18 protein-coding genes are annotated in these 21751 nt (G+C 74.0%); 17 read left to right on the plus strand and 1 reads right to left on the minus strand.

Translation table 11 applies throughout. From position 1 onward, the window contains the following. The first annotated feature begins 32 nt into the window (after window positions 1-32). The 4 genes from IE251_RS15505 (at window position 33) to IE251_RS15520 (ending at window position 5060) form a co-directional block, all read left to right on the plus strand. The gene (locus IE251_RS15505) at window positions 33-1916 is read left to right on the plus strand and encodes a gamma-glutamyltransferase family protein (protein WP_189753527.1); all 1884 of its coding nucleotides are present in this window, start codon (window positions 33-35) and stop codon (window positions 1914-1916) included. 230 nt (window positions 1917-2146) lie between these two features. Next, entirely contained in the window at window positions 2147-2992 is an 846-nt protein-coding gene (locus IE251_RS15510; protein ID WP_189753528.1) for an inositol monophosphatase family protein, read from the plus strand. Window positions 2993-3089: 97 nt separating this feature from the next. Continuing rightward, window positions 3090-4499 carry a phytoene desaturase family protein gene (locus IE251_RS15515; RefSeq protein WP_189753529.1) on the plus strand — a complete coding sequence of 470 codons (1410 nt, stop codon included), beginning with the start codon at window positions 3090-3092 and terminating at the stop codon, window positions 4497-4499. Window positions 4500-4544: 45 nt separating this feature from the next. Next, the gene (locus IE251_RS15520; RefSeq protein WP_189753530.1) at window positions 4545-5060 is read left to right on the plus strand and encodes an O-acetyl-ADP-ribose deacetylase; all 516 of its coding nucleotides are present in this window, start codon (window positions 4545-4547) and stop codon (window positions 5058-5060) included. Window positions 5061-5788: 728 nt separating this feature from the next. Here IE251_RS15520 and IE251_RS15525 read toward each other — a convergent pair. Further along, entirely contained in the window at window positions 5789-6808 is a 1020-nt protein-coding gene (locus IE251_RS15525; RefSeq protein WP_308436573.1) for a LysR family transcriptional regulator, read from the minus strand. A gap of 485 nt (window positions 6809-7293) precedes the next feature. Here IE251_RS15525 and IE251_RS15530 point away from each other — a divergent pair, with 485 nt between their 5' ends. From IE251_RS15530 to IE251_RS15590, 13 genes are all read left to right on the plus strand, one after another. Further along, window positions 7294-8250 carry an isocyanide synthase family protein gene (locus IE251_RS15530; protein WP_189753531.1) on the plus strand — a complete coding sequence of 319 codons (957 nt, stop codon included), beginning with the start codon at window positions 7294-7296 and terminating at the stop codon, window positions 8248-8250. Window positions 8251-8316: 66 nt separating this feature from the next. Further along, on the plus strand, window positions 8317-9126 hold the full coding sequence (locus IE251_RS15535) for a TauD/TfdA dioxygenase family protein (RefSeq protein ID WP_189753532.1): 810 nt from the start codon (window positions 8317-8319) through the stop codon (window positions 9124-9126). Window positions 9127-9184: 58 nt separating this feature from the next. After that, window positions 9185-10423: a styrene monooxygenase/indole monooxygenase family protein gene (locus IE251_RS15540; RefSeq protein WP_189753533.1), complete on the plus strand. Its 1239-nt coding sequence runs from the start codon at window positions 9185-9187 to the stop codon at window positions 10421-10423. Further along, window positions 10420-11562 carry an LLM class flavin-dependent oxidoreductase gene (locus IE251_RS15545; protein ID WP_189753534.1) on the plus strand — a complete coding sequence of 381 codons (1143 nt, stop codon included), beginning with the start codon at window positions 10420-10422 and terminating at the stop codon, window positions 11560-11562. The genes IE251_RS15540 and IE251_RS15545 overlap by 4 nt, the downstream gene beginning before the upstream one ends. Then, entirely contained in the window at window positions 11559-12800 is a 1242-nt protein-coding gene (locus tag IE251_RS15550) for a styrene monooxygenase/indole monooxygenase family protein (protein ID WP_189753535.1), read from the plus strand. Before IE251_RS15545 ends, IE251_RS15550 begins: the two co-directional genes overlap by 4 nt. A gap of 69 nt (window positions 12801-12869) precedes the next feature. Beyond that, window positions 12870-13391, plus strand: a complete 522-nt coding sequence (locus tag IE251_RS15555) for a cupin domain-containing protein (protein WP_189753536.1) — start codon at window positions 12870-12872, stop codon at window positions 13389-13391. Between the two features lie 63 nt (window positions 13392-13454). Then, window positions 13455-14645: an MFS transporter gene (locus IE251_RS15560; protein WP_189753537.1), complete on the plus strand. Its 1191-nt coding sequence runs from the start codon at window positions 13455-13457 to the stop codon at window positions 14643-14645. A gap of 136 nt (window positions 14646-14781) precedes the next feature. Beyond that, complete coding sequence (locus IE251_RS15565) at window positions 14782-15642, plus strand: sulfurtransferase (RefSeq protein WP_189753538.1); 861 nt, start codon at window positions 14782-14784, stop codon at window positions 15640-15642. An 86-nt stretch (window positions 15643-15728) separates the two neighbouring features. Next, the gene (locus IE251_RS15570; RefSeq protein ID WP_189753539.1) at window positions 15729-16535 is read left to right on the plus strand and encodes an SDR family NAD(P)-dependent oxidoreductase; all 807 of its coding nucleotides are present in this window, start codon (window positions 15729-15731) and stop codon (window positions 16533-16535) included. Next, the gene (locus IE251_RS15575) at window positions 16520-17896 is read left to right on the plus strand and encodes an aminotransferase class V-fold PLP-dependent enzyme (RefSeq protein WP_189753540.1); all 1377 of its coding nucleotides are present in this window, start codon (window positions 16520-16522) and stop codon (window positions 17894-17896) included. The genes IE251_RS15570 and IE251_RS15575 overlap by 16 nt, the downstream gene beginning before the upstream one ends. A gap of 57 nt (window positions 17897-17953) precedes the next feature. Further along, a complete protein-coding gene (locus IE251_RS15580; RefSeq protein ID WP_189753541.1) occupies window positions 17954-18961 on the plus strand; it encodes an LLM class flavin-dependent oxidoreductase in 1008 nt (335 codons plus the stop codon). 184 nt (window positions 18962-19145) lie between these two features. Further along, a complete protein-coding gene (locus IE251_RS15585) occupies window positions 19146-20717 on the plus strand; it encodes an FAD-binding oxidoreductase (protein WP_189753542.1) in 1572 nt (523 codons plus the stop codon). A gap of 153 nt (window positions 20718-20870) precedes the next feature. Continuing rightward, window positions 20871-21728 carry a methylenetetrahydrofolate reductase gene (locus tag IE251_RS15590; RefSeq protein WP_189753543.1) on the plus strand — a complete coding sequence of 286 codons (858 nt, stop codon included), beginning with the start codon at window positions 20871-20873 and terminating at the stop codon, window positions 21726-21728. Window positions 21729-21751: the final 23 nt, after the last annotated feature.

A 21751-nucleotide genomic window follows, 5' to 3' on the forward strand; every position in this document is an offset into this window, starting at 1 on the left:
GCAGCCGGCCGACGCGCACACCGAGGTGAGAGATGCGGTTCACGACCCGACCGACCCTTCAAGGCACCTTCGGGATGGTCTCCTCCACGCACTGGCTGGCCTCCCAGTCGGCGATGGCGGTGCTGGAGGACGGCGGCAACGCCTTCGACGCGGCCGTGGCCGGCGCGTTCGTGCTGCACGTCGTGGAACCGCACCTGAACGGGCCGGCCGGCGAGGTCCCGATGCTGCTCGCCCCGGCGGGCGGCGCCGTGCGCGTGCTGTGCGGACAGGGCGTGGCCCCGGCCGGCGCCACCCCGGCCCACTACCGGGACCTCGGACTGGACCTCGTACCCGGCACCGGACCGCTCGCCGCCGCCGTGCCCGGCGCCTTCGACGCCTGGCTGCTCCTGCTGCGCGACCACGGCACCAAGACCCTGGACGACGTGCTGAAGTACGCCATCGGCTACGCCGAGCACGGGCACGCGCCCGTGGAGAACGTCGGCGCGACCGTGGCGAGCGTACGGCGGCTGTTCGAGACCGAGTGGACGACGTCGGCCGAGGTGTACCTGCCCGGCGGCCGGCCGCCCCGGCCCGGCACGCTGCTGCGCAACCCCGCGCTCGCCGCCACCTGGAAGCGGCTGCTGGCCGAGACCGCGCACGCGGGCGACCGGGAGGCACGGATCGACGCCGCGCGCGAGGTGTGGCGCTCCGGCTTCATCGCCGAGGCCCTGGTACGGCAGTCCCGGCGGCCCACCATGGACACCAGCGGCGAACGGCACACCGGCACCCTCACCGAGGCCGACCTGGCCGGCTGGTCCGCCCACTACGAGACCCCGGTGACGTACGACTGGAACGGCTGGACCGTGTGCAAGGCCGGCCCCTGGAGCCAGGGGCCGGTGCTGCTCCAGCAGCTCGCCCTGCTCCCGCCCGAGCTGCCCGCCCCGGGCTCCGCCGACTACGTCCACCTGCTGATCGAGGGCTGCAAGCTCGCCATGGCCGACCGCGAGGCCTGGTACGGCGACGCCGCCGAGGTGCCGCTCGACGACCTGCTGTCGGACGCCTACAACGCCGGGCGGCGGGCCCTGATCGGCGCGAGGGCCTCCTACGACCTGCGTCCCGGCAGCCCCGGCGGACGGCTCCCCAGGCTGCCCGCACTGGCGCACGCGCGCGTGGCGGCGGGCGCGCGGCCCGGCTTCGACCCGATGGGCGCCGGCGAACCGACCGTCGCCCCGCTGCCCGGCGCGCCCACCTTCGCGGAGGCCACCGGAGAGGCCCAGGTCACCGGGGAGGCCCATACGGCCGGTGAGGCCCAGGTGGCCGCCGACGGCTCGACCCGGGGCGACACCTGCCACCTGGACGTCGTCGACCGCTGGGGCAACATGATCGCGGCCACGCCCAGCGGGGGCTGGCTCCAGTCCAACCCCGTGGTCCCCGAACTCGGCTTCCCGCTCGGCACCCGGCTGCAGATGACCTGGCTGGAGGAGGGCCTGCCGGGCACCCTCACCCCCGGCCGCCGCCCCCGCACCACCCTCACCCCCTCCCTCGCGCTGCGCGACGGGGTACCGGTCCTGGCGTTCGGCACGCCCGGCGGGGACCAGCAGGACCAGTGGCAGCTGCACTTCTTCCTGGCCGCCGCCCTGGGCGCCCCCGTCCGCGGCGGCCTCGACCTCCAGGGCGCCATCGACGCCCCCAACTGGCACAACGACAGCTTTCCCGGCTCCTTCCACCCGCGCCGCCGCAGCCCCGGCAGCGTGACCGTGGAGTCCCGCACGGACCCCGGTGTGATCGAGGAGCTGCGGCGGCGCGGCCATGACGTCACCGTCGGGCCCGCCTGGTCCGAGGGCCGCCTGTGCGCGGTGGCCCGGGACCCGGAGACCGGCATCCTCTCGGCAGCGGCGAACCCGCGCGGAATGCAGGGCTACGCGGTCGGCCGCTGACGCCCTGCCGGGGCTGGGACCGACGGTCCCCGGGGCCCGCGCCGACGGTCCGGACGGGCCCCGAGCGGACGGCTCCGTAGGGCCCACGTCTGCGACGCTTCAGGGCCCCACGCCGACGGCGGGGGGCCTCGTGACGGCAGCTCCCGCGGGCCCCCGCTGTTCACGCCGGTTCCACCCCGTGGGCACCCGGGGGCCCGGGGCTGTCAGTGGGGCGTGGTCTGATGGGGGGCATGATCGAAGAGACGGAAACCATCGAGGAGTTTCTCGCCCGCCGCTCGGCCGACGTGGAGGAGGCGGTCCGCAAGGCCGCCGCGGCCGAGATCCTGCCCCGCTTCCGCCGCCTCGCCGCCCACGAGGTGGACCAGAAGAGCGGCCCGCACGACCTGGTGACGGACGCCGACCGGCTCGCCGAGCTGCGGCTGACCGAGGACCTCGGCGCGCTGCTGCCCGGCTCCGTGGTGGTCGGGGAGGAGGCCGTGCACGCCGACCCGGCGGTCTACGAGGCCCTCCGGGGCGACACCCCGGTCTGGATCGTCGACCCGGTCGACGGCACCCGTCAGTTCGTCCACGGCGACGACGGCTTCTGCACCCTGGTGGCCCTCGCCCACCGCGGCACCGTGGTCGCCTCCTGGACCTACGCCGCCGCGCGCGACCGGTTCGCCACCGCCATCCGCGGCCAGGGCGCCTTCCTCGACGGCGAGCGGCTGTTCGCCGGCCCGCCCGAGCCCGGCCGGGACCTCGTGGTCGCCACCTCCCACCCGGACTACACCACCGACGAACAGAAGCGCGCGCTGCGCGCCCTGTGGACCGACGGCCTCGCCCCGCGCGCGTGCGGCTCCGCGGGCCTGGAGTACCTCGCGATCGCCCGGGGCGAGCTGGACGCCGTCGCGTTCTCCTGGGAGGCCGCCTGGGACCACGCCGCCGGACTGCTCCTGGTCGAGGAGGCCGGCGGCACGCACCTCACCCTCACCGGCGAGCCGTTCCGCGTCACCGGCGGCAACGCCCTGCCGTTCACCGCCGCGCGGGACGCCGCCACCGCCCGCCGGGTGGCCGGTGTGCTGCGCACCGCCACCTGACCGCCCGGGGCCACCCGGACCGGGGGAGTGTCAGTGCCCCGGCATATCCTGATCCCGAATGGCCATCGGCTGACGAAGGGGTCCGAAGGTGCCGTCGATGCTCGATGCGGTAGTGGTGGGTGCGGGGCCGAACGGACTGACCGCCGCGGTGGAGCTGGCCCGCCGCGGTTTCTCCGTGGCCCTGTTCGAGGCGAAGTCCACGGTGGGCGGTGGCGCCCGCACGGAGGAGCTGACGCTGCCCGGCTTCCGGCACGACCCGTGCTCGGCCGCCCACCCCCTCGGCGTCAACTCCCCGGCGTTCCGCGCCCTCCCGCTCGACCGGTACGGCCTGGAGTGGCTGCACGCTCCGCTGCCCATGGCCCACCCGTTCCCGGACGGCACCGCGGCCGTGCTGTCCCGCTCGGTGGCCGAGACCGCCGCCTCCTTCGGACCGCGCGACGCGGGCACGTACCGCAGACTGGTCGAGCCCCTGCTCGCCCGCTGGGACACCCTCGTCCAGGACTTCATGTCCCTGCCGCTGACCGCGCTGCCCCGCGACCCGGTCACCCTCGCCCGCTTCGGCCTGGCCGGCCTGCCGCCGTCCACCTGGCTGATGCGCCGGTTCAAGGACGACCGGGTCAAAACCCTCTTCGCCGGCCTCGTCGCCCATGTGATGGCACCGCTGGGCGGCCTCGCCACCAGCGCCATCGGGCTGGTCTTCGCCCTGTCCGCGCACGCCCGCGGCTGGCCGGTGGCCCGCGGCGGCTCCCAGGCCGTCTCCGACGCCCTGGCCGCGTATCTGAGGGACCTCGGCGGTGCGGTGCACACCGACTTCGAGGTCAAGCGCCTGGACGACCTGCCGCCCGCGCGCGCGTACGTCTTCGACACCTCGCCCGCCGCGCTCGCCCGCATCGCCGGCCTCGGCGACTACTACGCGAACTACCGCTACGGCCCCAGCGTCTTCAAGATCGACTACGCGCTGGACGGCCCGGTGCCGTGGACCGCGCCCGAGGCCCGCATCGCCGGCACCGTCCAGATCGGCGCGAGCCAGGCCGAGATCGGCACCGCCCTGCGCGCCGCCTCCCGCGAGGGACGCGCCCCCGAGCGGCCCTTCATGATCACCGTGCAGCCGAGCGTGGCCGACCCCACCCGGGCCCCCGAGGGCAAACATGTCTTCTGGGCGTACGGCCATGTCCCGAACGGCTGGTCCGGGGACCTCACCGAGGCCATAGAACGCCAGCTGGAGCGCTTCGCGCCCGGTTTCCGCGACCGGGTGCTCGCCCGCGCGACGGCCGGGCCCGCCGAGATGGCCGCCCGCAACGCCAACTACGTCGGCGGGGACATCGCCTGCGGCGCGGCCTCCGGACTCCAGCTCCTGCTGCGTCCCAAGCTGTCCCTCTTCCCATACCACACCCCGCACCCGGCCGTGTTCCTCTGCTCCTCGGCCACACCGCCGGGACCCGGAGTGCACGGCATGTCCGGCCACAACGCGGCGAAAGCGGTCTGGCGGAGACTGAGGCAGAGCTGAACCGACGCGAGACGAGCCGGAGTTGCCCGGAAAGGTGCGACCGACATGACCAGCATCACCCTCGTCCAGGGCGACATCACCCGGCAGCACGCCGACGCCCTCGTCAACGCGGCCAACTCCTCGCTCCTGGGCGGCGGGGGAGTGGACGGCGCGATCCACCGCCGCGGTGGCCCCGCCATCCTGGCGGAGTGCCGCGCGCTGCGCGCCTCCCGGTACGGCAAGGGCCTGCCCACCGGCCAGGCGGTCGCCACCACGGCGGGCGACCTGGACGCCCGCTGGGTGATCCACACGGTGGGCCCCGTCTGGTCACCGGCCGAGGACCGCTCGGACCTCCTGGCCTCCTGCTACCGCGAGTCCCTGCGCGTCGCCGGCGAACTCGGCGCCCGCACGGTCGCGTTCCCCGCCATCTCCACCGGCGTCTACCGCTGGCCGATGGCGGACGCGGCCCGCATCGCGGTGGAGGCGGTACGCACCACCCCGACCACCGTGGAAGAGGCGCGGTTCGTCCTCTTCGACACCCACGCGTACGAGGCGTTCGCCCGGCAGTTGGGCGGACGGTAGACGGACCGGGGCCGCGCGGGGGACGGTAGGCAGGGGGACCGTGCGCCGGGCGGCAGGCGGACCGGGGCCGTGCGCCGGGCGGCAGGTGGGCCGGGGCCGTGCGTGGGACGGTAGACGGGCCGGGGCCGCAGGCGGGACGGCAGGCAGGTGGGACGGGACCGTGCGCCGGGCGGCAGGGGGGCCGGGGCCGTGCGGGACCGTAGGCAGACGGACCGGGGCCGCAGGCGGGACGGCAGGCAGGTGGGCCGGGGCCGCGCGCCGAACGGCAGGGGGGCCGGAGCTGTGCGGGACCGTAGACAGGCGGGCCGGGGTCGCGGGTGGGACGGTGGGCGACCAGCCTGGTCACCGTCGGCGACTCCTTCACGACCGGGGCCGTGCGCCGAACGGCAGGTGGGCCGGGGCCGTGCGTGGGACGGTAGACGGACCGGGGCGGCAGGCGGGACGGCAGGCAGGTGGGACGGGGCCGCGCGCCGAACGGCAGGGGGCCGAGGCCGTGCGGGACCGTAGGCAGGCGGGCCGGGGTCGTGGGCGGGACGGCAGGCGACCAGCCTGGTCACCGTCGGCGACTCCTTCACGACCGGGACCGTGCGCCGAACGGCAGGCGGACCGGAACCGCGCTCCGAACGGCAGGCGGCCAGCCTGGGCGCTGTTGGCGGCTCCTTCGCCAGCGGGACCGCGCCCGCGACGGCAGGCGGGCCGGGCCGTGCGCGCCCCGGGCCGGTGGCCGGTCAGCCCCGGGGCGCCGGTGGCGGCTCCTCGTCCGGCCGGCGCATCGTGCCCGACGGCAGACCGCCCTGGTCGCGCAGGCGCCGGCAGACGTCCGCCAGCGCGGTGATGCCGGCGCAGTTTTCCCCGTCGCGCTCGGGCCACACCACGCCGAAGGCACACGGTTCCAGGTCCGCCACGGTGCGGTAGAGGATGTCGGGCCGGGGGAAGAGCTCCGCCGCCACGGCCGGCAGAAAGGCGATCGCGCCGTCGAAGGAGACGGCCGACAGCAGCGATTCGACCCGGCTCACATGGTGGTCGGTGTAGCGCACGCGGGTGCCGTCCGGCCGGGGGTCCACGGCCCAGAAGCACCGCTCGACGGGGGACACCTCCTGGGCCAGGCTGACCATCGGCCGCTCGGCGAGGTCCGCCAGCCGCAGCGTGCCACGCCGGGCGAGCGGGTCGGTGGCGGACAGGCACACCACACGCGGCTCCGTGGTGAGCGGCTCGGTGGCCAACCCGCCCGGAACCGGCAGATAGGCGAAGGCCGCGTCGACCTTCCCGACCGACAGGGCCGTAGCCTGCTCCACCAGGTCCAGCACCCGGAAGTCGATCTCGAGGCGGGGGTACAGGGTGGTCAGGGCGGCGATCACCCGGCGGGTCGCCGCCAGCGTCGCGGCGCAGTCGGTGAGCCCCACCCGCAGGGTCAGCCCGTCCTTGCCGTCCGCGGGATGCCGGGCGGCGTGCCGGAGTTCGTCCGCGGCGCCCACCACGTTCCGTACCAGCGGGAGCAGCGCCTGGCCCAGCGGCGTCAGCTCCACCTTGCGGCTGGTACGGGCGAACAGCTGGACGCCGAGGCGGCGTTCGAGGGTCCGGATCTGCTGGCTCAGGGCGGGCTGGGTCAGGTACAGCCGAGCGGCGGCGCGGCCGAAGTGCAGCTCCTCGGCCAGTGTCAGCAGCGACCGCAGTTGATGAACGGCAGGGTCGTCCGTGACCAGCATCGCCGGTGCCTCCCATCCGAGCGGAACGGGTCTGTGATCCATCACGCATGCTAATCGATGGACGATTGCATGGCTCCTCGCATTCACGGGAAGCTGTTGGCGCTTAGACGTGCCAGCGGGGGATTCCAGCCGTGCGAGACGGCGTTGGCCGAAAGCTATCGTCACGGCTTTTCATTTCAGCCTGGCCGGATCGCCCGCGCACGCAGGGCGCTTGGCAGTTGCGCAGGAGTGTTCGTCGGTTCGGAGGCAGATGGATCCGTAGCGCCATGGTCGTTGACCATGGCAGGCAGGTCCTGGCGGGCCGGACCGTCGACCCTCGTCGAGCACCATCCGGACGTGGATCCGCGAATACGCGGACGCCAACCCAGGAGCGGTGAAGTGAGAATTCGATCAGTGTTTCGTCCGCAATCCGTCCTGCCCGAACAGCGCGAGTCCGATTTCGCGTCCATACGCGCCTGTGCGATGGAGGAGTGTTGAACGAAAACATAACGGGGGCTTCGTTCTCCGGGACGGTATCGCAGAGATTAATGGGACTGCTTGACCGTTACCGGCGGATCGACGAGACACTCGCGGCCGGCGACCCGCAGGACCCGCCGGGCGGCGAGGACGGCACGGACACCGCGGCGGGCGCGGGCTGTGCCGACGTCCACCGGGAGCGCATCGAGCGCTTCGTCGAACGCCGTGCGCCGATCCACTTCGTGATCCCGGCGTTTCCCGCGAAATCGCCGAACCGCAGCAAGGTGCTCGGCGCGCTGCCCGACCTCGGGGAGCACCTCGCGCTCGGCTTCCTCCAGTCGCTGTGCGACTACATCGGGCACTTCTACGAGCCGGGCGCCCGGATCACCATCTGCTCCGACGGACACGTCTTCGGTGACGTCGTCGGCGTCACGGACCACGCCGTGACCGCGTACCGGCAGGCCCTGGCGGAGATGATCGAGGAATCGGGCTTCTCCTCCCTCGACCTCTACGGCCTCGACGACGCCTTCTGCACCACCGACTACCCCAAGCTGCGCCGCCTCCTGGAGGAGAACTACTGCGCTCCCCTGGCCGAGCTGCGCGAGAAGGTGCGCAACGACCGCACCACCCAGGCGCTGTTCAACGGCATCCACCGGTTCATGTTCGAGGACGCCGTGGCGCGGCGCGGCGACCAGGCCACCCGCAGCCAGCTGCGCAAGGACTCCAAGGAGACGGCGTACCAGACCATTCTCCGCTCCAACGCCTGGAGCCGGGTCGTCGCCGAGAAGTTCCCGCAGGCGGTACGGCTGTCGATACACCCCCAGGCACCGGACTCGGAGAAGCTCGGGCTGAGGCTGCTGCGCACCAAGGACGGCTGGCTGACCCCCTGGCACGGAGTGGTCCTGGACGACGGCGTCAACCGGTACCTGGTCCGGCGGTGGGACGCCGAGAAGGTGCACGGCTCCGTCGTCTGGCGCAACGGCCGGCCCAGCCATTTCGTGGCCCCTCACCTCTCCGTGACCGCCTGAGGCGGTGCCCGGCCGCGGCGCCGGAGCGCGCCGCGTGGACGCACATCCAGAAAGGAACACCACGACATGACGATGTCGACGCCTGCCCTCGGGACGCTGGAGCACATCCCGCTGCGCCCCTTCGGCCGGGTGATCGAGGCCCCGGGCGGGGACGCACCGGTCGGTGACATCCCCGTGGACACCCTGGCGCGCTGGACGGAGGAGTCCCGGGTGCTCGTGCTGCGCGGATTCCGGCTCATGGGCACCCAGGAGTTCGCCGACTACTGCCGCCGGTGGGGCGAGGTGCTGAAGTGGGAACCGGGGGAGGTGATCGACCTCGTCGTCGAGGACAACCCGCGCAACTACCTGTTCGCCAGCGGTGACGTGCCCTTCCACTGGGACGGCGCCTTCGTGGAGGCCGACCCGCGCTACTTCTTCTTCCAGTGCCTGGACGCCACACCGGGCGCCGGCGGCGAGACCGTCTTCTCCGACACCACGGCCGTCTACCGGGACGCCGACGCCGAGGAGCGCCGGCGCTGGGAGCGGATCAGCATCACCTACACCACCGAGAAGATGGTGCACTACGGCGGCGAGGTCACCGAACGGCTCGTCGCCCAGCACCCCGCGACCGGCGTGCCCGTGCTGCGATTCGCCGAACCGCTGGACCCGGACCGCTACAAGAACCCGGTCTCCGTACGGGTGGACGGCGTCGACGAGCCGGAGGCGGACGCGTTCGTCGCCTCCCTCGCCGAGCGGCTGCACCGCCCCGAGTACTGCTACGCCCACGACTGGCGCAAGGGCGACATCGTCATCGCCGACAACTTCGCGCTGGTCCACGGACGCAACGCCTTCACCGGGCCGACCTCCCGGCATCTGCAACGGGTCGAGGTCATCTGACCCCGCCCGGCGGCGTCCCGCACGAGGCAACCGTTCCCAGCACAGGTGGAGCTAGCGCATGAGTATCGGCATCGTGGGCACCGGCATCTCCGGCCTGCACCTGGCCCTCGGACTGCGGCAGTCCGGTATCGACGCCACCCTGTACACGGCTCAGGACCCGGACGGCATCCGCAGCGGGCCGCCGTCGAACTTCGTCACCCGGTTCCACTCCACCCGGGAACGGGAGAGGGCACTCGGCCTGACCGAATGGGCGTCCGGCGCGTACGACAACGCCTGGATGCACCTGTCCGTCGAAGCACCCGGCGGACCGTCGTTCCGCGCCGAACTGCCCCGGCCGGCCAGCTCGGTCGACTTCCGGATGTACCTCGCCGCGCTGCTGGAGGAGTACCAGCGGCGCGGCGGGGACACGGTCCTGCGGAAGGTGCCCGACCGGGCCGGCCTCGCCCGGCTCGCCGAACGGCACGACCTCGTGGTGGTCGCGGCCGGCCGGGGCGGGCTGGCGGACACGTTCCCGCGCGACCCGGCCCGCTCGCCCTACCAGCAGGCCCCGCGCCACCTCGCCGGCGGGCTCTTCCACGGCGTCCGGCCGCCCGACCCGCCGGGCATGACGATGCACATGCTGCCCGGCGCCGGCGAGATCCACGCCCCGACATACCACTCCTTCGCCGGGCAGGTGACGGCGGTGCTGGTCGAGGCGGTGCCCGGCGGCCCGCTGAGCGCGCTCACCGACCACGACGACCAGGGCGACCCCGGGCGCTTCACCAAGGAACTGCTGCACCTGATCGCCGCGCACGCGCCCACGCTGCACGCCCGGATAGACGAGCGGGAGTTCGCCCTGACCCGCCCCGTGGACATGCTCCGCGGGGCCGTGCTGCCGATGGTGCGGCACGGCTGGGCGCGGCTCGCCGACGACCGGTACGCGCTGGCGATCGGGGACGCCTGGATCACCAACGACCCGCTCACCGCCCAGGGCGCCAACCTCGGCTCCCGGCTGGCCTTCCAGCTGGCGGACGCCCTGCGGGAGCACGGCGGGGCGTACGACGAGACGTTCTGCCGGACGGTGTCGGACCGGCTGTGGGAGACGGCCCGGCCCGTCGTGGACTGGACCAACCAGTTCATCGGCCCGCCCCCGCCCCGGATGGGCACCCTGCTGACCGCCGCCGCGGCCGACCAGCGGGTGGCGGACGCCTTCGTCGCCCGGCTCGACGACCCGGCCGCCATGTGGCGGGCCGTCGGCACCGAGCGCGGCACCGAGGAGTTCATCGCACAGGCACAGTCAGTGAGGAGCGCGGTATGAACGTGCGAGTCGGCCTGGTCTGGGACGCGGTCGGGCGGATCGAGGGCGGCCGGCAGCTGCTCCAGGTCGCCCGGCAGGCGGGTGCGGACACCTTCCTCGTCTTCGACCACCTCATCAACGTCTTTCCCCGGCAGGCCTGGGACACCGGTTTCGGTCACCTGGCCGCGGACCTGCCGACCCCCGACCGCTGCCTGGACTTCGCCACGGTCCTCGGCAACCTCGCCCCGCAGGCCGGGCCGGTACGGCTCGCCGTCGGCGTCACCGACCCGCACCGCCGGCACCCCGCCGTCCTGGCCCAGACGGCACTGACCCTCGCCCAGCTCACCGAACGGGCGCCGGTGCTGGGCATCGGCGCGGGAGCGCTGGAGAACCTGGTGCCGTTCGGGGTGCCGCACGACGACCAGGTGGGCCGGGTGGAGGAGGCGCTGCGCGTGCTGCGGCTGCTGCTCTCCGGCGAGGGGCCGCACGACTTCCAGGGCCGGTACTTCACCCTGGACCGGGCGATCATGGGCCTGCCCGCGCCCGCGGGCCGGGCGCCGCTGATCTGGCTCGGCGCCAACCACCGGCGGATGCTGACCCTGGCCGGCCGCTATGCCGACGGGTGGCTGCCCTCGGAGCTGATGAGCCCCGACGAGTACGCTCGGCGGCTGGCCGTGGTGCGCGCCGCCGCCGCGGACGCCGGCCGGGACCCCGACGCGGTGCTGCCCGCCGGCGGGGTCCCGATCGTGGTCGCGGAGACCGACGCGGCCGCGCACGCGCTGCTGCGGGCCACCCCGATCCGCTTCCTGGCGCTGCACGCCGGCGCCCGGGCCTGGCGCCGCCACGGCGCCGCCCACCCCTTCGGGGAGCACTACCGGGGCCTGGTGGAACTGCTGCCGCACCTGCTGACCAGGCAGGAGGTCGAACAGGCCCTGGCGGCCGTCCCCGACGAGGTGGTCGCCGACCAGGTCCTGGTCGGCAGCCGGGAGACCGTGCTGAAGCGGATCGGCGAACTGCTCGACGCCGGCATGCGGCACCCCATGCTGATCCCCGCCTCCGCCCTCGCCTCCCCCGAGGCCGCCGGATTCACCGTGCGGTCCGTGGGCTGGTTCACCGGCCGGCTGCGCTCCGGGGCGAACTCCGCGGAGGTGCCCGCATGAGCATCGGCGTCGTCGGCTCCGGCATCTCCGGACTGCAACTGGCGCTGCGCCTCCAGCAGTTGGACATGCCAGTCACCGTGTACTCGGAGCACGACATCGACGGCCTGCGCACCGGACGGCCGCGCAACTTCCCCGCCCGGTTCGGCCGTACCCAGCAACGCGAGCGCGAACTCGGCGTCTTCGACTGGGACTTCGCCGACGCCCAGGTCCGGCACTGGGCGGTCACCGCGCACCCCGGGGAAGGGGAGCCGCCGCTGCGGTTCCTCGCAGCCCTCCGGCCGCCCTCCAGCGTCGTGGACTTCCGGATCTACCTGCCGCACCTGCTGACCGCGTACGTCGACCGCGGCGGCGAACTGGTCACCGGCGACCACGCGGTGGAGGACCTGGCGGCCCGCCACGACCTCCTGGTCGTCGCCAACGGCAGCCGCTCGGTACGGCGGCTGTTCCCGGCCGACCCCGACCGCTCGCCGTACACCACGCCGCAGCGCGTCCTGTGCGCCGGGATCTACCACGGCATCACCGAGGAGGTGCCGCACTCCCTCGACATCCACTTCCTGCCCGGCGCCGGCGAGATCCTGCGGCTGCCGTTCTTCTCGCCGGCCGGGCGGGCGGACGTCCTCGCCTTCGAGGCCGTACCGGGCGGCCCCCTGGAAGCCGTCTGCCACCTCGACGCCGACGCCGACCCCGCCGGATTCCGGCGGCGGGTCCTCGACCTGGTCGCCGAGTACGCCCCCGGCTTGCGGGAACGCCTCGACACCCGCGCGTTCGCCCTGACCGGGCCCGGCGAACTGGCCCAGGGGGCGATCACCCCGGTGGTCCGCCGGGGCTGGGCACGGCTGGACGACGGCACCTGCGCCCTGGCCATCGGGGACGCCTGGATCACGAACGACCCGCTCACCGCCCAGGGCGCCAACCTCGGCTCGCACACCGCCTTCGCGCTGGCGGACCTCCTCGCCGGCGCCACGGCCCCCTACGACGAGGCGTTCTGCCGCGCCGCCTCGGCACGGCTGTGGGAGCACGCCCGGCACGTCGTGGAGTGGAGCAACGCCTTCCTGCGGCCCCCGGCGCCGCACGTGGCCGGACTGCTCGGCCGGGCGGCGGCGGACCGGCGGATCGCCGACGCCTTCGTCAGCCGTTTCGGCGATCCCGTCGCGATGTGGCGCACGCTCTCCAGCCCCGAGGGCGTGACCGCCTTCGTCGCCGACTGCGAGGGGACCGTGCCCGCACCCGCCGGATGAGCGGAACCGGCGGGCACCGGAGCGAACCGACCAAGACACAGCTCACCATTCGGCACACAAGGGAGCACGATGACCTTCCCGGACATGGTCCACGACGAGAAGGGCCGCCTCATACCCGAGTCGGAGCAGACCGCGGTGTGGCTGCTCGGCGGCCTGGCGCAGGTACGCGTGCCCGGTTCCGCGACCCGGAACAGCTTCACGGTCGTCCAGCACACCGGAAACCGCGGGTACAACACCCCGCTGCACATCCACGACTACGAGGACGAGGTCTTCATCGTCCTGGACGGGACCCTGCGCATGATCTGCGACGGGGAGGAGCACGTCGCCGAGGCGGGCACCACCATGATCGTCCCGCGGACGGTCCCGCACGGCTTCGTGACGACCTCCGACGACGCCCGCTTCCTCACCATCCACTCCACGCCGCAGCCGGACCGCAGGCCGCAGTTCGACCTGTTCCTCGAGGCGGAGATACCGCACGCCAAGACGCTGACGCTGCCCACCGAGGACGTGGGCGGCCCCGACCTGGACCACATCATCGCCCTGGGCTCGACGTACGCCTACCGGTACGCGGGCCCGCCGCCCGCCCCGTAACCGCCCCGGCCGGGCACCCCACGGCGGGGCGACAGACATATCCATCCCGACAGAAGAGACACCATGTCGTTGAAGCTCCTTTCCCTGATGCTGTGCGTGTTCGGCATCACCACCGGTGAATTCGTGATCGCCGGCATCCTGCCGGATGTCGCCGGTGACCTCGACGTGTCGATCCCCGCCGCCGGACTGCTGGTCACGGCGTACGCCATCGGAATGATCCTCGGCGGTCCGGTCATGACCGCGCTCACCGCCCGCTACGCGCGCAAGCCGCTCATCGTGGCCCTGCTTGCGGTGGTCGTCGTCGGCAACCTCGCCTCGGCGCTGGCCCCCGTCTACTCCGTGCTGTTCGTGGCCCGCGTGGTGACGGCCCTGGTCACCGCCACCTTCTTCGCCAACGCCATCGTCATCGCCGCGTCCACCGCGCCCGAGGGCAAGCAGGCGTCCACCGTCTCCAAGCTGGTCTTCGGGATGAACCTGTCCATGATGCTGGGCGCGCCCATCGGCACCTTCATCGGCAACCACTTCGGGTGGCGGGCGACCTTCGGCACCATCACCGTGGTCTGCCTCGCCGGTCTGCTGCTGGTGCTGCCGCTGGTCCCGGCCGTGGAGAGCGCGACGTCCGGCGGCTCCGCGGTGGCGGAGCTGCGCGTCTTCCGCGACCGCAGCGTGCAGCTCGCCATCCTCATCACCGCCGTCGCCAACATGGGCCTGCTGATGGTCTTCACCTACTTCGCCCCGCTGCTCACCGACGTCAGCGGCTTCGCCGAGGGCGCGGTCGCGGTGCTGCTCCTGGTCTACGGCGTGGGCGCGGCGGTCGGCAACTTCGCCGGCGGCTGGCTGTCCGACCGCGCGCTGATGCCGTCGCAGGTCGGCCTGCTCGGGCTGCTCACCGCGGGCCTGGTGGTCATGTGGGCGGTCAGCGGCAGCACCGTCGCCAGCGCGGTCATGGTGTTCGTGATCGGCGCGCTCGGCTTCTCCGTCATCCCCGGCATGCAGACCCGCGTCCTGACCACCGCCAGTTCGGCGCCGACCCTGGCGATCGCGGTGAACGCCTCCGCCTACCAGATCGCCGCCGCCCTGGCCGGCTGGCTCGGCGGCCGCATCATCGACGGCCCCGGCCTGAAGCCGGTCTACCTCGCCGCCGCCGCGGTCACCGTCCTCGGCATCCTGCTCAGCTGCTACGCCTGGTACCGGGACCGCGCCACGGCCGGCACCGGCGTGGAGGGCACGACGACGGAGACCTCGCCGGCCTGACCCTCCGCCCGGCGGAGCGCGCGCTCCCGGCCGGGCAGGACGGCCCCGCCGTTCGCACCGCACCCGGCCCCGTCCCGCGCGGGGCCGGGCAGGCCCCGCCGGGGAACACCCGGCCGACACCTCACGAGGGGGAACCATGAGCCGTGAGTCCGCCCTGGTCACCGGCGACTGGGCCGAGCGCCGCCTCGGCACCGGCGGGACGGTGTTCGTCGAGACCGCGAACGACGACACCGACTACCGCAAGGGCCATCCGCCGGGCGCCGTCTTCATCAACTGGAGCGAGTTCCAGGACGATGTGCGGCTCGGTGTCATCGGCCGGGAGGCGTTCGAGGAGCTGATGCGGGCCAAGGGCATCGCCGACGACGACACCGTCGTCCTGTACTCCGCCAACGCCAACCTGCTGGCCGCGCTGGCGTACTGGTACTTCACCCTGTACGGCCACCGGTCCGTGCGGCTGCTCGACGGCGGGCGCGCCAAGTGGGAGGCGGAGGGCCGGCCCCTGACCGCCGAACCGGTGCGCCGCCCGCCGGCCCCGTACCGCGCCGCGGGTCCCGACCCGTCGGTACGGGCCCTGCGCGACGACGTGCTCGCCGCCATCGGCACCCACACCCTCCTCGACGTGCGCTCGCCCGAGGAGTACACGGGCCGCACCTTCGCCCCCGGCTTCGCGGGCGAGGCGTTCGCCCCCGGCAACAACCCGCACGAGGTGGCGCAGCGCCCCGGTCACGTCCCCGGCGCGGTCAACCTCCCCTGGGACACCGCCGTCAACGCCGACGGCACGTTCCGCTCCGACGAGGAGCTGCGACGCGCCTACGCCGCGGCGGCACCCGGGCGCGGCGTCATCACCTACTGCTGGGTCGGCGCCCGCTCCGCGCACACCTGGTTCGTCCTGCGGGAACTGCTGGACCGGCCCGACGTGCGCAACTACGACGGCTCCTGGGCGGAGTACGGCTCGCTGGTCGGGGTGCCGGTCGAACGGGGCGACGGCCCGGCCTGACACCCGCCCCGCCCGGCACTTGCCCACCGATCCACCGACAACCCGAAGGGGGCAGGGCCGGCCCGTCCGGGCCGGCTCATCACCTGATGACCGAACGTGACACGAACCGCTCCACCGGCGCCCGCCCCGCACCCGGCCGGCTGCACGGCAAGGTCGCCCTGGTGACGGGCGCCAGCTCGGGCATCGGCGAGGCCGCCGCCAAGGCCCTGGCCGCCCAGGGGGCGAGCGTGGTGCTGGCGGCCCGGCGCGAGAGCGAACTCGACCGGGTGGCCGGGGAGATCACCGCCGCCGGCGGCGCCGCCCTCGCCGTGCGCACCGACGTGACGGTGGACGAGGACCTCGCCGCCGCCGTGCGGGCCGCCGAGCGGCACTTCGGCGGGCTGGACATCGCCTTCAACAACGCCGGGGCCCTCGGCTCCACGGGCCTGCTCGAAGAGCAGAAACCCGAGGCGTGGGCCGAGGACATCACCCTCGTCCTCACCAGCGTCTTCCTGTCCATGCGGCACGAACTGCCGGCCATGCGCCGGCGCGGCGGCGGCTCGATCGTCAACAACGCCTCCCAGCTCGGCGTGGTCGGCTTCGGCGCCGGAATCAGCTCCTACGTGGCCGGCAAGCACGGGGTGGTCGGCCTGACCAAGGCCGCCGCGCTGGAGTACGCCCGCCACAACATCCGGGTCAACGCGCTCGCGCTGGCGACCGTGGACACGCCGATGTACCGCGCCTCCGTGGGCGACAGCCGGGAGATGGCGGACATGTTCACGAGCCTGCATCCCCTCGGCCGCATCGGCAGCCCCGAGGAGGCGGCCTCGGCCGTGGCCTACCTGGCGGGCGACGAGGCGGCCTTCTTCACCGGCTCGGTGCTGGTCATGGACGGTGGATGGAGCGCGCAGTGATCCCCGTGGCCGCGGCCCGGCCCGGACACGTCGGCGACGGACTGCCCGCCGTCGTCGGCGCCGGGCTCAAGGTGCCGCTGGTGACCGGCGAGTGGGTGCCGTACGCCGGTCTCGACCACGCCGCGAGCACCCCCAGCCTGGTCGCCGTGCGGGACGCGGTGGACGAGCTGCTGCCCTGGTACAGCGGCGTGCACCGCGGCACGGGGTTCGTCTCCCAGGTCGCCACCCGCGTCTACGAGCGGGCCCGGCAGGAGGTACGGCGCTTCACCGCGGCCCCGCCGGACGCCACGGTGGTCTTCACCCGCAACACCACCGACGCGCTCAACCTGCTGGGCCGCTGCCTGCCCGAGCCGACGGCGGTGTTCCGGTTCTCCACCGAGCACCACGCCGCGCTGCTGGCCTGGCGCGGGCACCGGGTGCACCGGCTGGCGACGCCGGACACCCCGGCCGAGGCGCCCGCCGTGCTGGCGAAGGCGCTCGCCGACGCCCCCGGCGGACCGAAGCTGGTGGTGATCACCGGCGCCTCCAACGTGACCGGTGAGCTGTGGCCGGTGGCGGAGCTGGCCGAGGTGGCCGCCGCGCGGGGCGCGCGTACCGTGCTCGACGCCGCCCAGCTCGCCGGGCACCGGCCGCTGGACCTGGCCGGCTGGGGCGTGGACTGGGCGGCGCTGTCCGGGCACAAGATGTACGCGCCGTTCGGCGCGGGCGCCCTGGTGGGCGCCGTCGACTGGCCGGCCGCCGCCGACCCGTATCTGGCCGGCGGCGGAGCCACCGCCGCGGTGGCCGAGCAGGACGACCGGACGGCCGTCACCTGGTCCGCCCTGCCGCACCGGCACGAGGGCGGGTCCCCGAACCTGGTGGGCGCGCACGCCATGGCGGTCGCTGGCCGGTCGCTGGCCGGCGCCGGCTGGCCCGCCGTGACCCGCCACGAGGAGGAGCTGACCACCCGGCTGCGCGAGGGGCTGGCCCGTATCCCCGGGGTACGGGTGCTCAGCCTGTGGCCCGGCGGACATCCCCGGCTCGGCGTGGTCGCGTTCAGCGTCGGCCGCTGCGGCGGCGAACCGGCGGACCAGCGGCTGGTGGCGACCGCGCTGTCCGCCGAATACGGCATCGGCCTGCGCGACGGCGCCTTCTGCGCCCACCCGGCGGTCCGCGCCCTGCTGCGGGACGCCGACGGCCACCAGCCCGACCGGGCCCTGCGGGCCAGTGTCGGCCTCGGCAGCACCGCCGAACACGTCGACCGGCTGCTGGCCGCCCTCGCCGACCTGGTCCGCGACGGACCGCGCTGGAGGTACGGGCACCCGGACGAGGGATGGCGGCCCGTGCCGGACCCCCGGCCCGCACCCGTCCTCGTACGGTGAGCCGGGGCCGTGGCCCGCCGGAGGCGGCCCGACCGCCGCACAGCTTCGGAACTCAGCGTGGAGGCACCACTGGACACCGCACCACCGGAACCGCGGGGGCCCCTCGGCACCCCGCCCCCGGAACCACCGGACACCGCGCACGGCGCGGCACGACGGCCCGCCCCCGGCGCCCCGCCCCCGGCCCGGCCCGCGCGGCCCGTGCGCCGGTTCGGCGTGATGCTCTACCCGGACCAGCCCTTCCCGGTCCTCGCCGAACGCCTGCGCCTGCTGGAGGACCTCGGCTTCGACCAGGTCTTCCTGCCCGACCACAGCGCCGACCTGCGGGACGCGCGTCGGCCCTGGTTCGACAGCTGGTCGGTGCTGGCCACCGCCGCCGTGGTGACCCGCCGCGTCCGGCTCGGCACGCTGGTCGCCAACCAGATCCTGCGCCCTCCCGCCCAGCTCGCCAAGCAGGCGATCGCCCTCGACCACCTGTCGGGCGGCCGCTTCGAACTGGGCGTCGGGGCCGGGATCTTCCCGTGGGACCACTACAGCGTGGGGCAGGAACCCTGGTCCCCGAAGGAGCGGGCCGAACGGTTCGCGGACTACGTCGCGATCGTCGACGGCGTGCTGCGCGGCGGCGTCTTCAGCCACCGGGGCACGCGGCTGTGGGTGAAGGACGTGGTGACCGTGCCCGGTTCCGCGCAGCGCCCGCGGCTGCCGATCACCGTCGGCGGCCAGTCGCCGACCCTCGTCCGGGTCGCCGCCGAACTCGCCGACGCGTGGAACACCCACGGCCCGCCCGGCGCGAGCGACACCGAGGTGCTCGCCATCACCGCCGAGCAGAACGAACGGCTCGACCGGCTCGCCGAGGCCGCCGGCCGGGACCCCGCGAGCGTGCGGCGCTCGTACACCGTCTTCGGCCCGTGGGACCCACGGACCGGACGGCACACCTACGAGGAGATCTTCGAGCGGTTCCTCGCCGCCGGTGTCTCCGAATTCGTCCTCGACTGGCCTGGGGAGGCGCATCTGGAGGAGTTCGAACGAGTCGCCCGTGAGGTGATCCCGCCGCTGCGGACCGGCTGACGGTACCCACCGCACCGGAGCACCACCTCACGAGCACCCACGACGCGATCCTGTGCCGGGTGTCCCGGCCGCGAAGCGCCGGGACACCGATGTGCCGCACGGGGGATCACAGCGATTCGGCAGTTCCACACACGGGTGTTCCCCACAGGACACCCGAGGATCCGCGTGAAGGTGTGACACACACATGACCGAACACACCACCCGCCACCCGGCCGGCCGCACCGTGACACGGGGCGACCGGCAGTACGCCGATCTGGTGAGCGGGCTCAACCAGCGTTACCAGGCCCGGCCCGAGTCCATACGGCTCGTACGGTCCACCGACGAGGTGGTCGCGGCCGTCCAGCAGGCCGTCGACCAGGGCAAGCGGATCAGCGTCCGTTCCAGCGGACACTGCTACGAGGACTTCGTGCACCACCCCGACGTCCAGATGATCGTGGACATGTCGGGCATGAGCGCGGTGTACCACGACGAGCGGCGCGGCGCCGTCGCCGTCGAGTCCGGCGCCACCAACCTCCGTACCTACCAGACCCTCTACCCCGAGTGGGGCGTCGTCGTCCCCACCGGGTTCTGCTACTCGGTCGCCATGGGCGGCCACGTCAGCGGCGGCGCCTGGGGACCGCTGTGCCGCCTGCACGGCCTGGTCGTCGACCACCTCTACGCCGTGGAGGTGGTCGTGGTCGACGCCCGGGGCAGGGCCCGCGCGGTGGTCGCCACCCGCGAGGCGGACGACCCCCGCCGCGACCTGTGGTGGGCCCACACCGGCGGCGGGGGCGGCAACTTCGGCATCGTCACCCGCTACTGGTTCCGCTCCCCGGACGCCACGGGCCGCGACCCCGGCGCACTGCTGCCGAAGCCGCCCGCGCAGCTGCTGGTCAGCGCGGTCGGCTGGGCGTGGAGCGAGCTGAGCAGGCAGGAGTTCTGCCAACTGGCGCGCAACTACGCCGAGTGGCACGTCGCCCACCGCGGACCCGACGACCCGCACCGCGCGCTCATCAGCCAGCTGGTGCTCAACCACCGCTCCGCCGGACAGGTCGGCCTGCTCGCCCTGGTCGACGCCACCGCGCCGGACGCGGAGCAGATCCTCGCCGACTACCTCAAGCACATCGGCTACGGCATCGGCGCCGAACACGGCGCGCTCACCCGGCACATGGGCGACCTGCCCGCCCTGCCCCAGTTCGCGGCCCCCCGCCGGCTGCCCTGGCTCCAGGCGGTACGGATGCTCGGCACCACCAACAGCGTCCTCAACGACCCCACGCTGCGCGCCGAGTACAAGTCCTCGTTCATGCGGGCCGCCTTCCCCGACAGCCACCTGGACGCGCTGTACAAGCACCTCACCCGCGACGACATCGACAACCCGGACATCAGCGTGCAGCTGACGTCGTACGGCGGCCGGATCAACGCGGTGGACCCCGCCGCGACCGCCGCACCCCACCGCGACGCCGCGTTCAAGATGCTCTGGCAGGTCTTCTGGAACGACCCCGCCGACGACGACCGGTACATCTCCTGGGCCCGCGACTGCTACCGCGAGGTCTACGCGGACACCGGCGGCGTCCCGGTGCCCAACGAGGTGACCGACGGCTGCTACGTCAACTACCCCGACATCGACCTCGGCGACCCCCGGTTCAACACCTCGTCCACCCCCTGGCACACCCTCTACTACAAGGACAACTACCCGCGCCTGCAGCGCGTCAAGGCGAAGTGGGACCCGCGGAACGTCTTCCGGCACAGCCAGTCCGTCCAGCCGCCCGCCGCCTGACGGCACCCCGGCCCGTACCGCGCGGCCCCCGTCCGACGGGCGCCGCGCGGCCCCGGCCGCCGGGGGACGCCCACGCCCTGCCCGCGGGCCCCGGCGGAGCGCGTGACATCATCGTCGGGTCCGGGAACAGCCGTACGAAAGCCGAGAAGCACGATGAACCCCGCTCTGCTGGACGACTTCTCCCTGGAGATGACCGGCAAGGACGTGCCCCGGCTGGAAGAGGCGCGCGACGGCATCCCGCCGGGCACCCGGATCAACATCACCTTCCTGGCCGGCGAGGACACCGAGACCCGGCTGACGGCGGCCCGCGCGGTCAAGCGGCTCGGCTTCGTCCCCGTACCGCACATCTCCGCCCGCCGCCTGCCCTCCCGGCCCGCGCTGGAGGAGTTCCTCGCCGGGCTGGCGGCCGACGGCACCGCCGAGAACGTGTTCGTCGTCGGCGGCGACCCCGCCCGGCCCGAGGGCCCCTTCGAGGACGCCCTCGCCGTCCTGCGCACCGGGCTGCTGCGCCGCCACGGCGTCCGGCACGTCGGTATCGCCGGCTACCCGGAAGGCCACCCCGGCATCACCGACCGGGCCCTGTGGACGGCGCTCACCGACAAGGCGGCCGCCCTGGACGCGGACCGCTTCGGCGGCGACGTCATCACCCAGTTCGGCTTCGACGCGGACCCGGTCCTCGCCTGGCTTGAGGCCCTGCGTGCCCGGGGCGTGCGCCTGCCCGTCCGGGTCGGCGTCCCCGGACCCGCCGGGGTGCGCCGGCTGCTGGGCTACGCCACCCGGTTCGGCGTCGGCACCAGCGCCTCCGTCGCCCGCAAGTACGGGTTCTCGCTGACCAACCTCATGGGCACCACCGGCCCGGACCGCTTCCTGCACGCGCTGGCCGAACGCTACGACCCCGCCCGGCACGGCGTGGTGAAGGTGCACTTCTACACCTTCGGCGGACTGCGCGCCACCGCCGAGTGGATCGACGGCTTCCGGCGGCAGCACGCCCCCGCCCCCGCATGGACGTGAACCGGTGAAGATCCGGGTCGGCG

Origin of the sequence: Streptomyces eurythermus (genome assembly GCF_014649115.1) — a bacterium.
In the GTDB taxonomy this organism is placed as follows: Bacteria; Actinomycetota; Actinomycetes; order Streptomycetales; family Streptomycetaceae; genus Streptomyces; species Streptomyces eurythermus.

Coding starts and splice junctions, on each gene's coding strand:
- IE251_RS15520 (WP_189753530.1), top strand. CDS start 4,545: ATGACCAGCATCACCCTCGTCCAGGGCGACATCACCCGGCAGCACGCC.
- IE251_RS15510 (WP_189753528.1), top strand. CDS start 2,147: ATGATCGAAGAGACGGAAACCATCGAGGAGTTTCTCGCCCGCCGCTCG.
- IE251_RS15555 (WP_189753536.1), top strand. CDS start 12,870: ATGACCTTCCCGGACATGGTCCACGACGAGAAGGGCCGCCTCATACCC.
- IE251_RS15525 (WP_308436573.1), bottom strand. CDS start 6,808: ATGGATCACAGACCCGTTCCGCTCGGATGGGAGGCACCGGCGATGCTG.
- IE251_RS15540 (WP_189753533.1), top strand. CDS start 9,185: ATGAGTATCGGCATCGTGGGCACCGGCATCTCCGGCCTGCACCTGGCC.
- IE251_RS15585 (WP_189753542.1), top strand. CDS start 19,146: ATGACCGAACACACCACCCGCCACCCGGCCGGCCGCACCGTGACACGG.
- IE251_RS15560 (WP_189753537.1), top strand. CDS start 13,455: ATGTCGTTGAAGCTCCTTTCCCTGATGCTGTGCGTGTTCGGCATCACC.
- IE251_RS15530 (WP_189753531.1), top strand. CDS start 7,294: ATGGGACTGCTTGACCGTTACCGGCGGATCGACGAGACACTCGCGGCC.
- IE251_RS15535 (WP_189753532.1), top strand. CDS start 8,317: ATGACGATGTCGACGCCTGCCCTCGGGACGCTGGAGCACATCCCGCTG.
- IE251_RS15515 (WP_189753529.1), top strand. CDS start 3,090: ATGCTCGATGCGGTAGTGGTGGGTGCGGGGCCGAACGGACTGACCGCC.
- IE251_RS15565 (WP_189753538.1), top strand. CDS start 14,782: ATGAGCCGTGAGTCCGCCCTGGTCACCGGCGACTGGGCCGAGCGCCGC.
- IE251_RS15550 (WP_189753535.1), top strand. CDS start 11,559: ATGAGCATCGGCGTCGTCGGCTCCGGCATCTCCGGACTGCAACTGGCG.
- IE251_RS15590 (WP_189753543.1), top strand. CDS start 20,871: ATGAACCCCGCTCTGCTGGACGACTTCTCCCTGGAGATGACCGGCAAG.
- IE251_RS15575 (WP_189753540.1), top strand. CDS start 16,520: ATGGAGCGCGCAGTGATCCCCGTGGCCGCGGCCCGGCCCGGACACGTC.
- IE251_RS15570 (WP_189753539.1), top strand. CDS start 15,729: ATGACCGAACGTGACACGAACCGCTCCACCGGCGCCCGCCCCGCACCC.
- IE251_RS15545 (WP_189753534.1), top strand. CDS start 10,420: ATGAACGTGCGAGTCGGCCTGGTCTGGGACGCGGTCGGGCGGATCGAG.
- IE251_RS15505 (WP_189753527.1), top strand. CDS start 33: ATGCGGTTCACGACCCGACCGACCCTTCAAGGCACCTTCGGGATGGTC.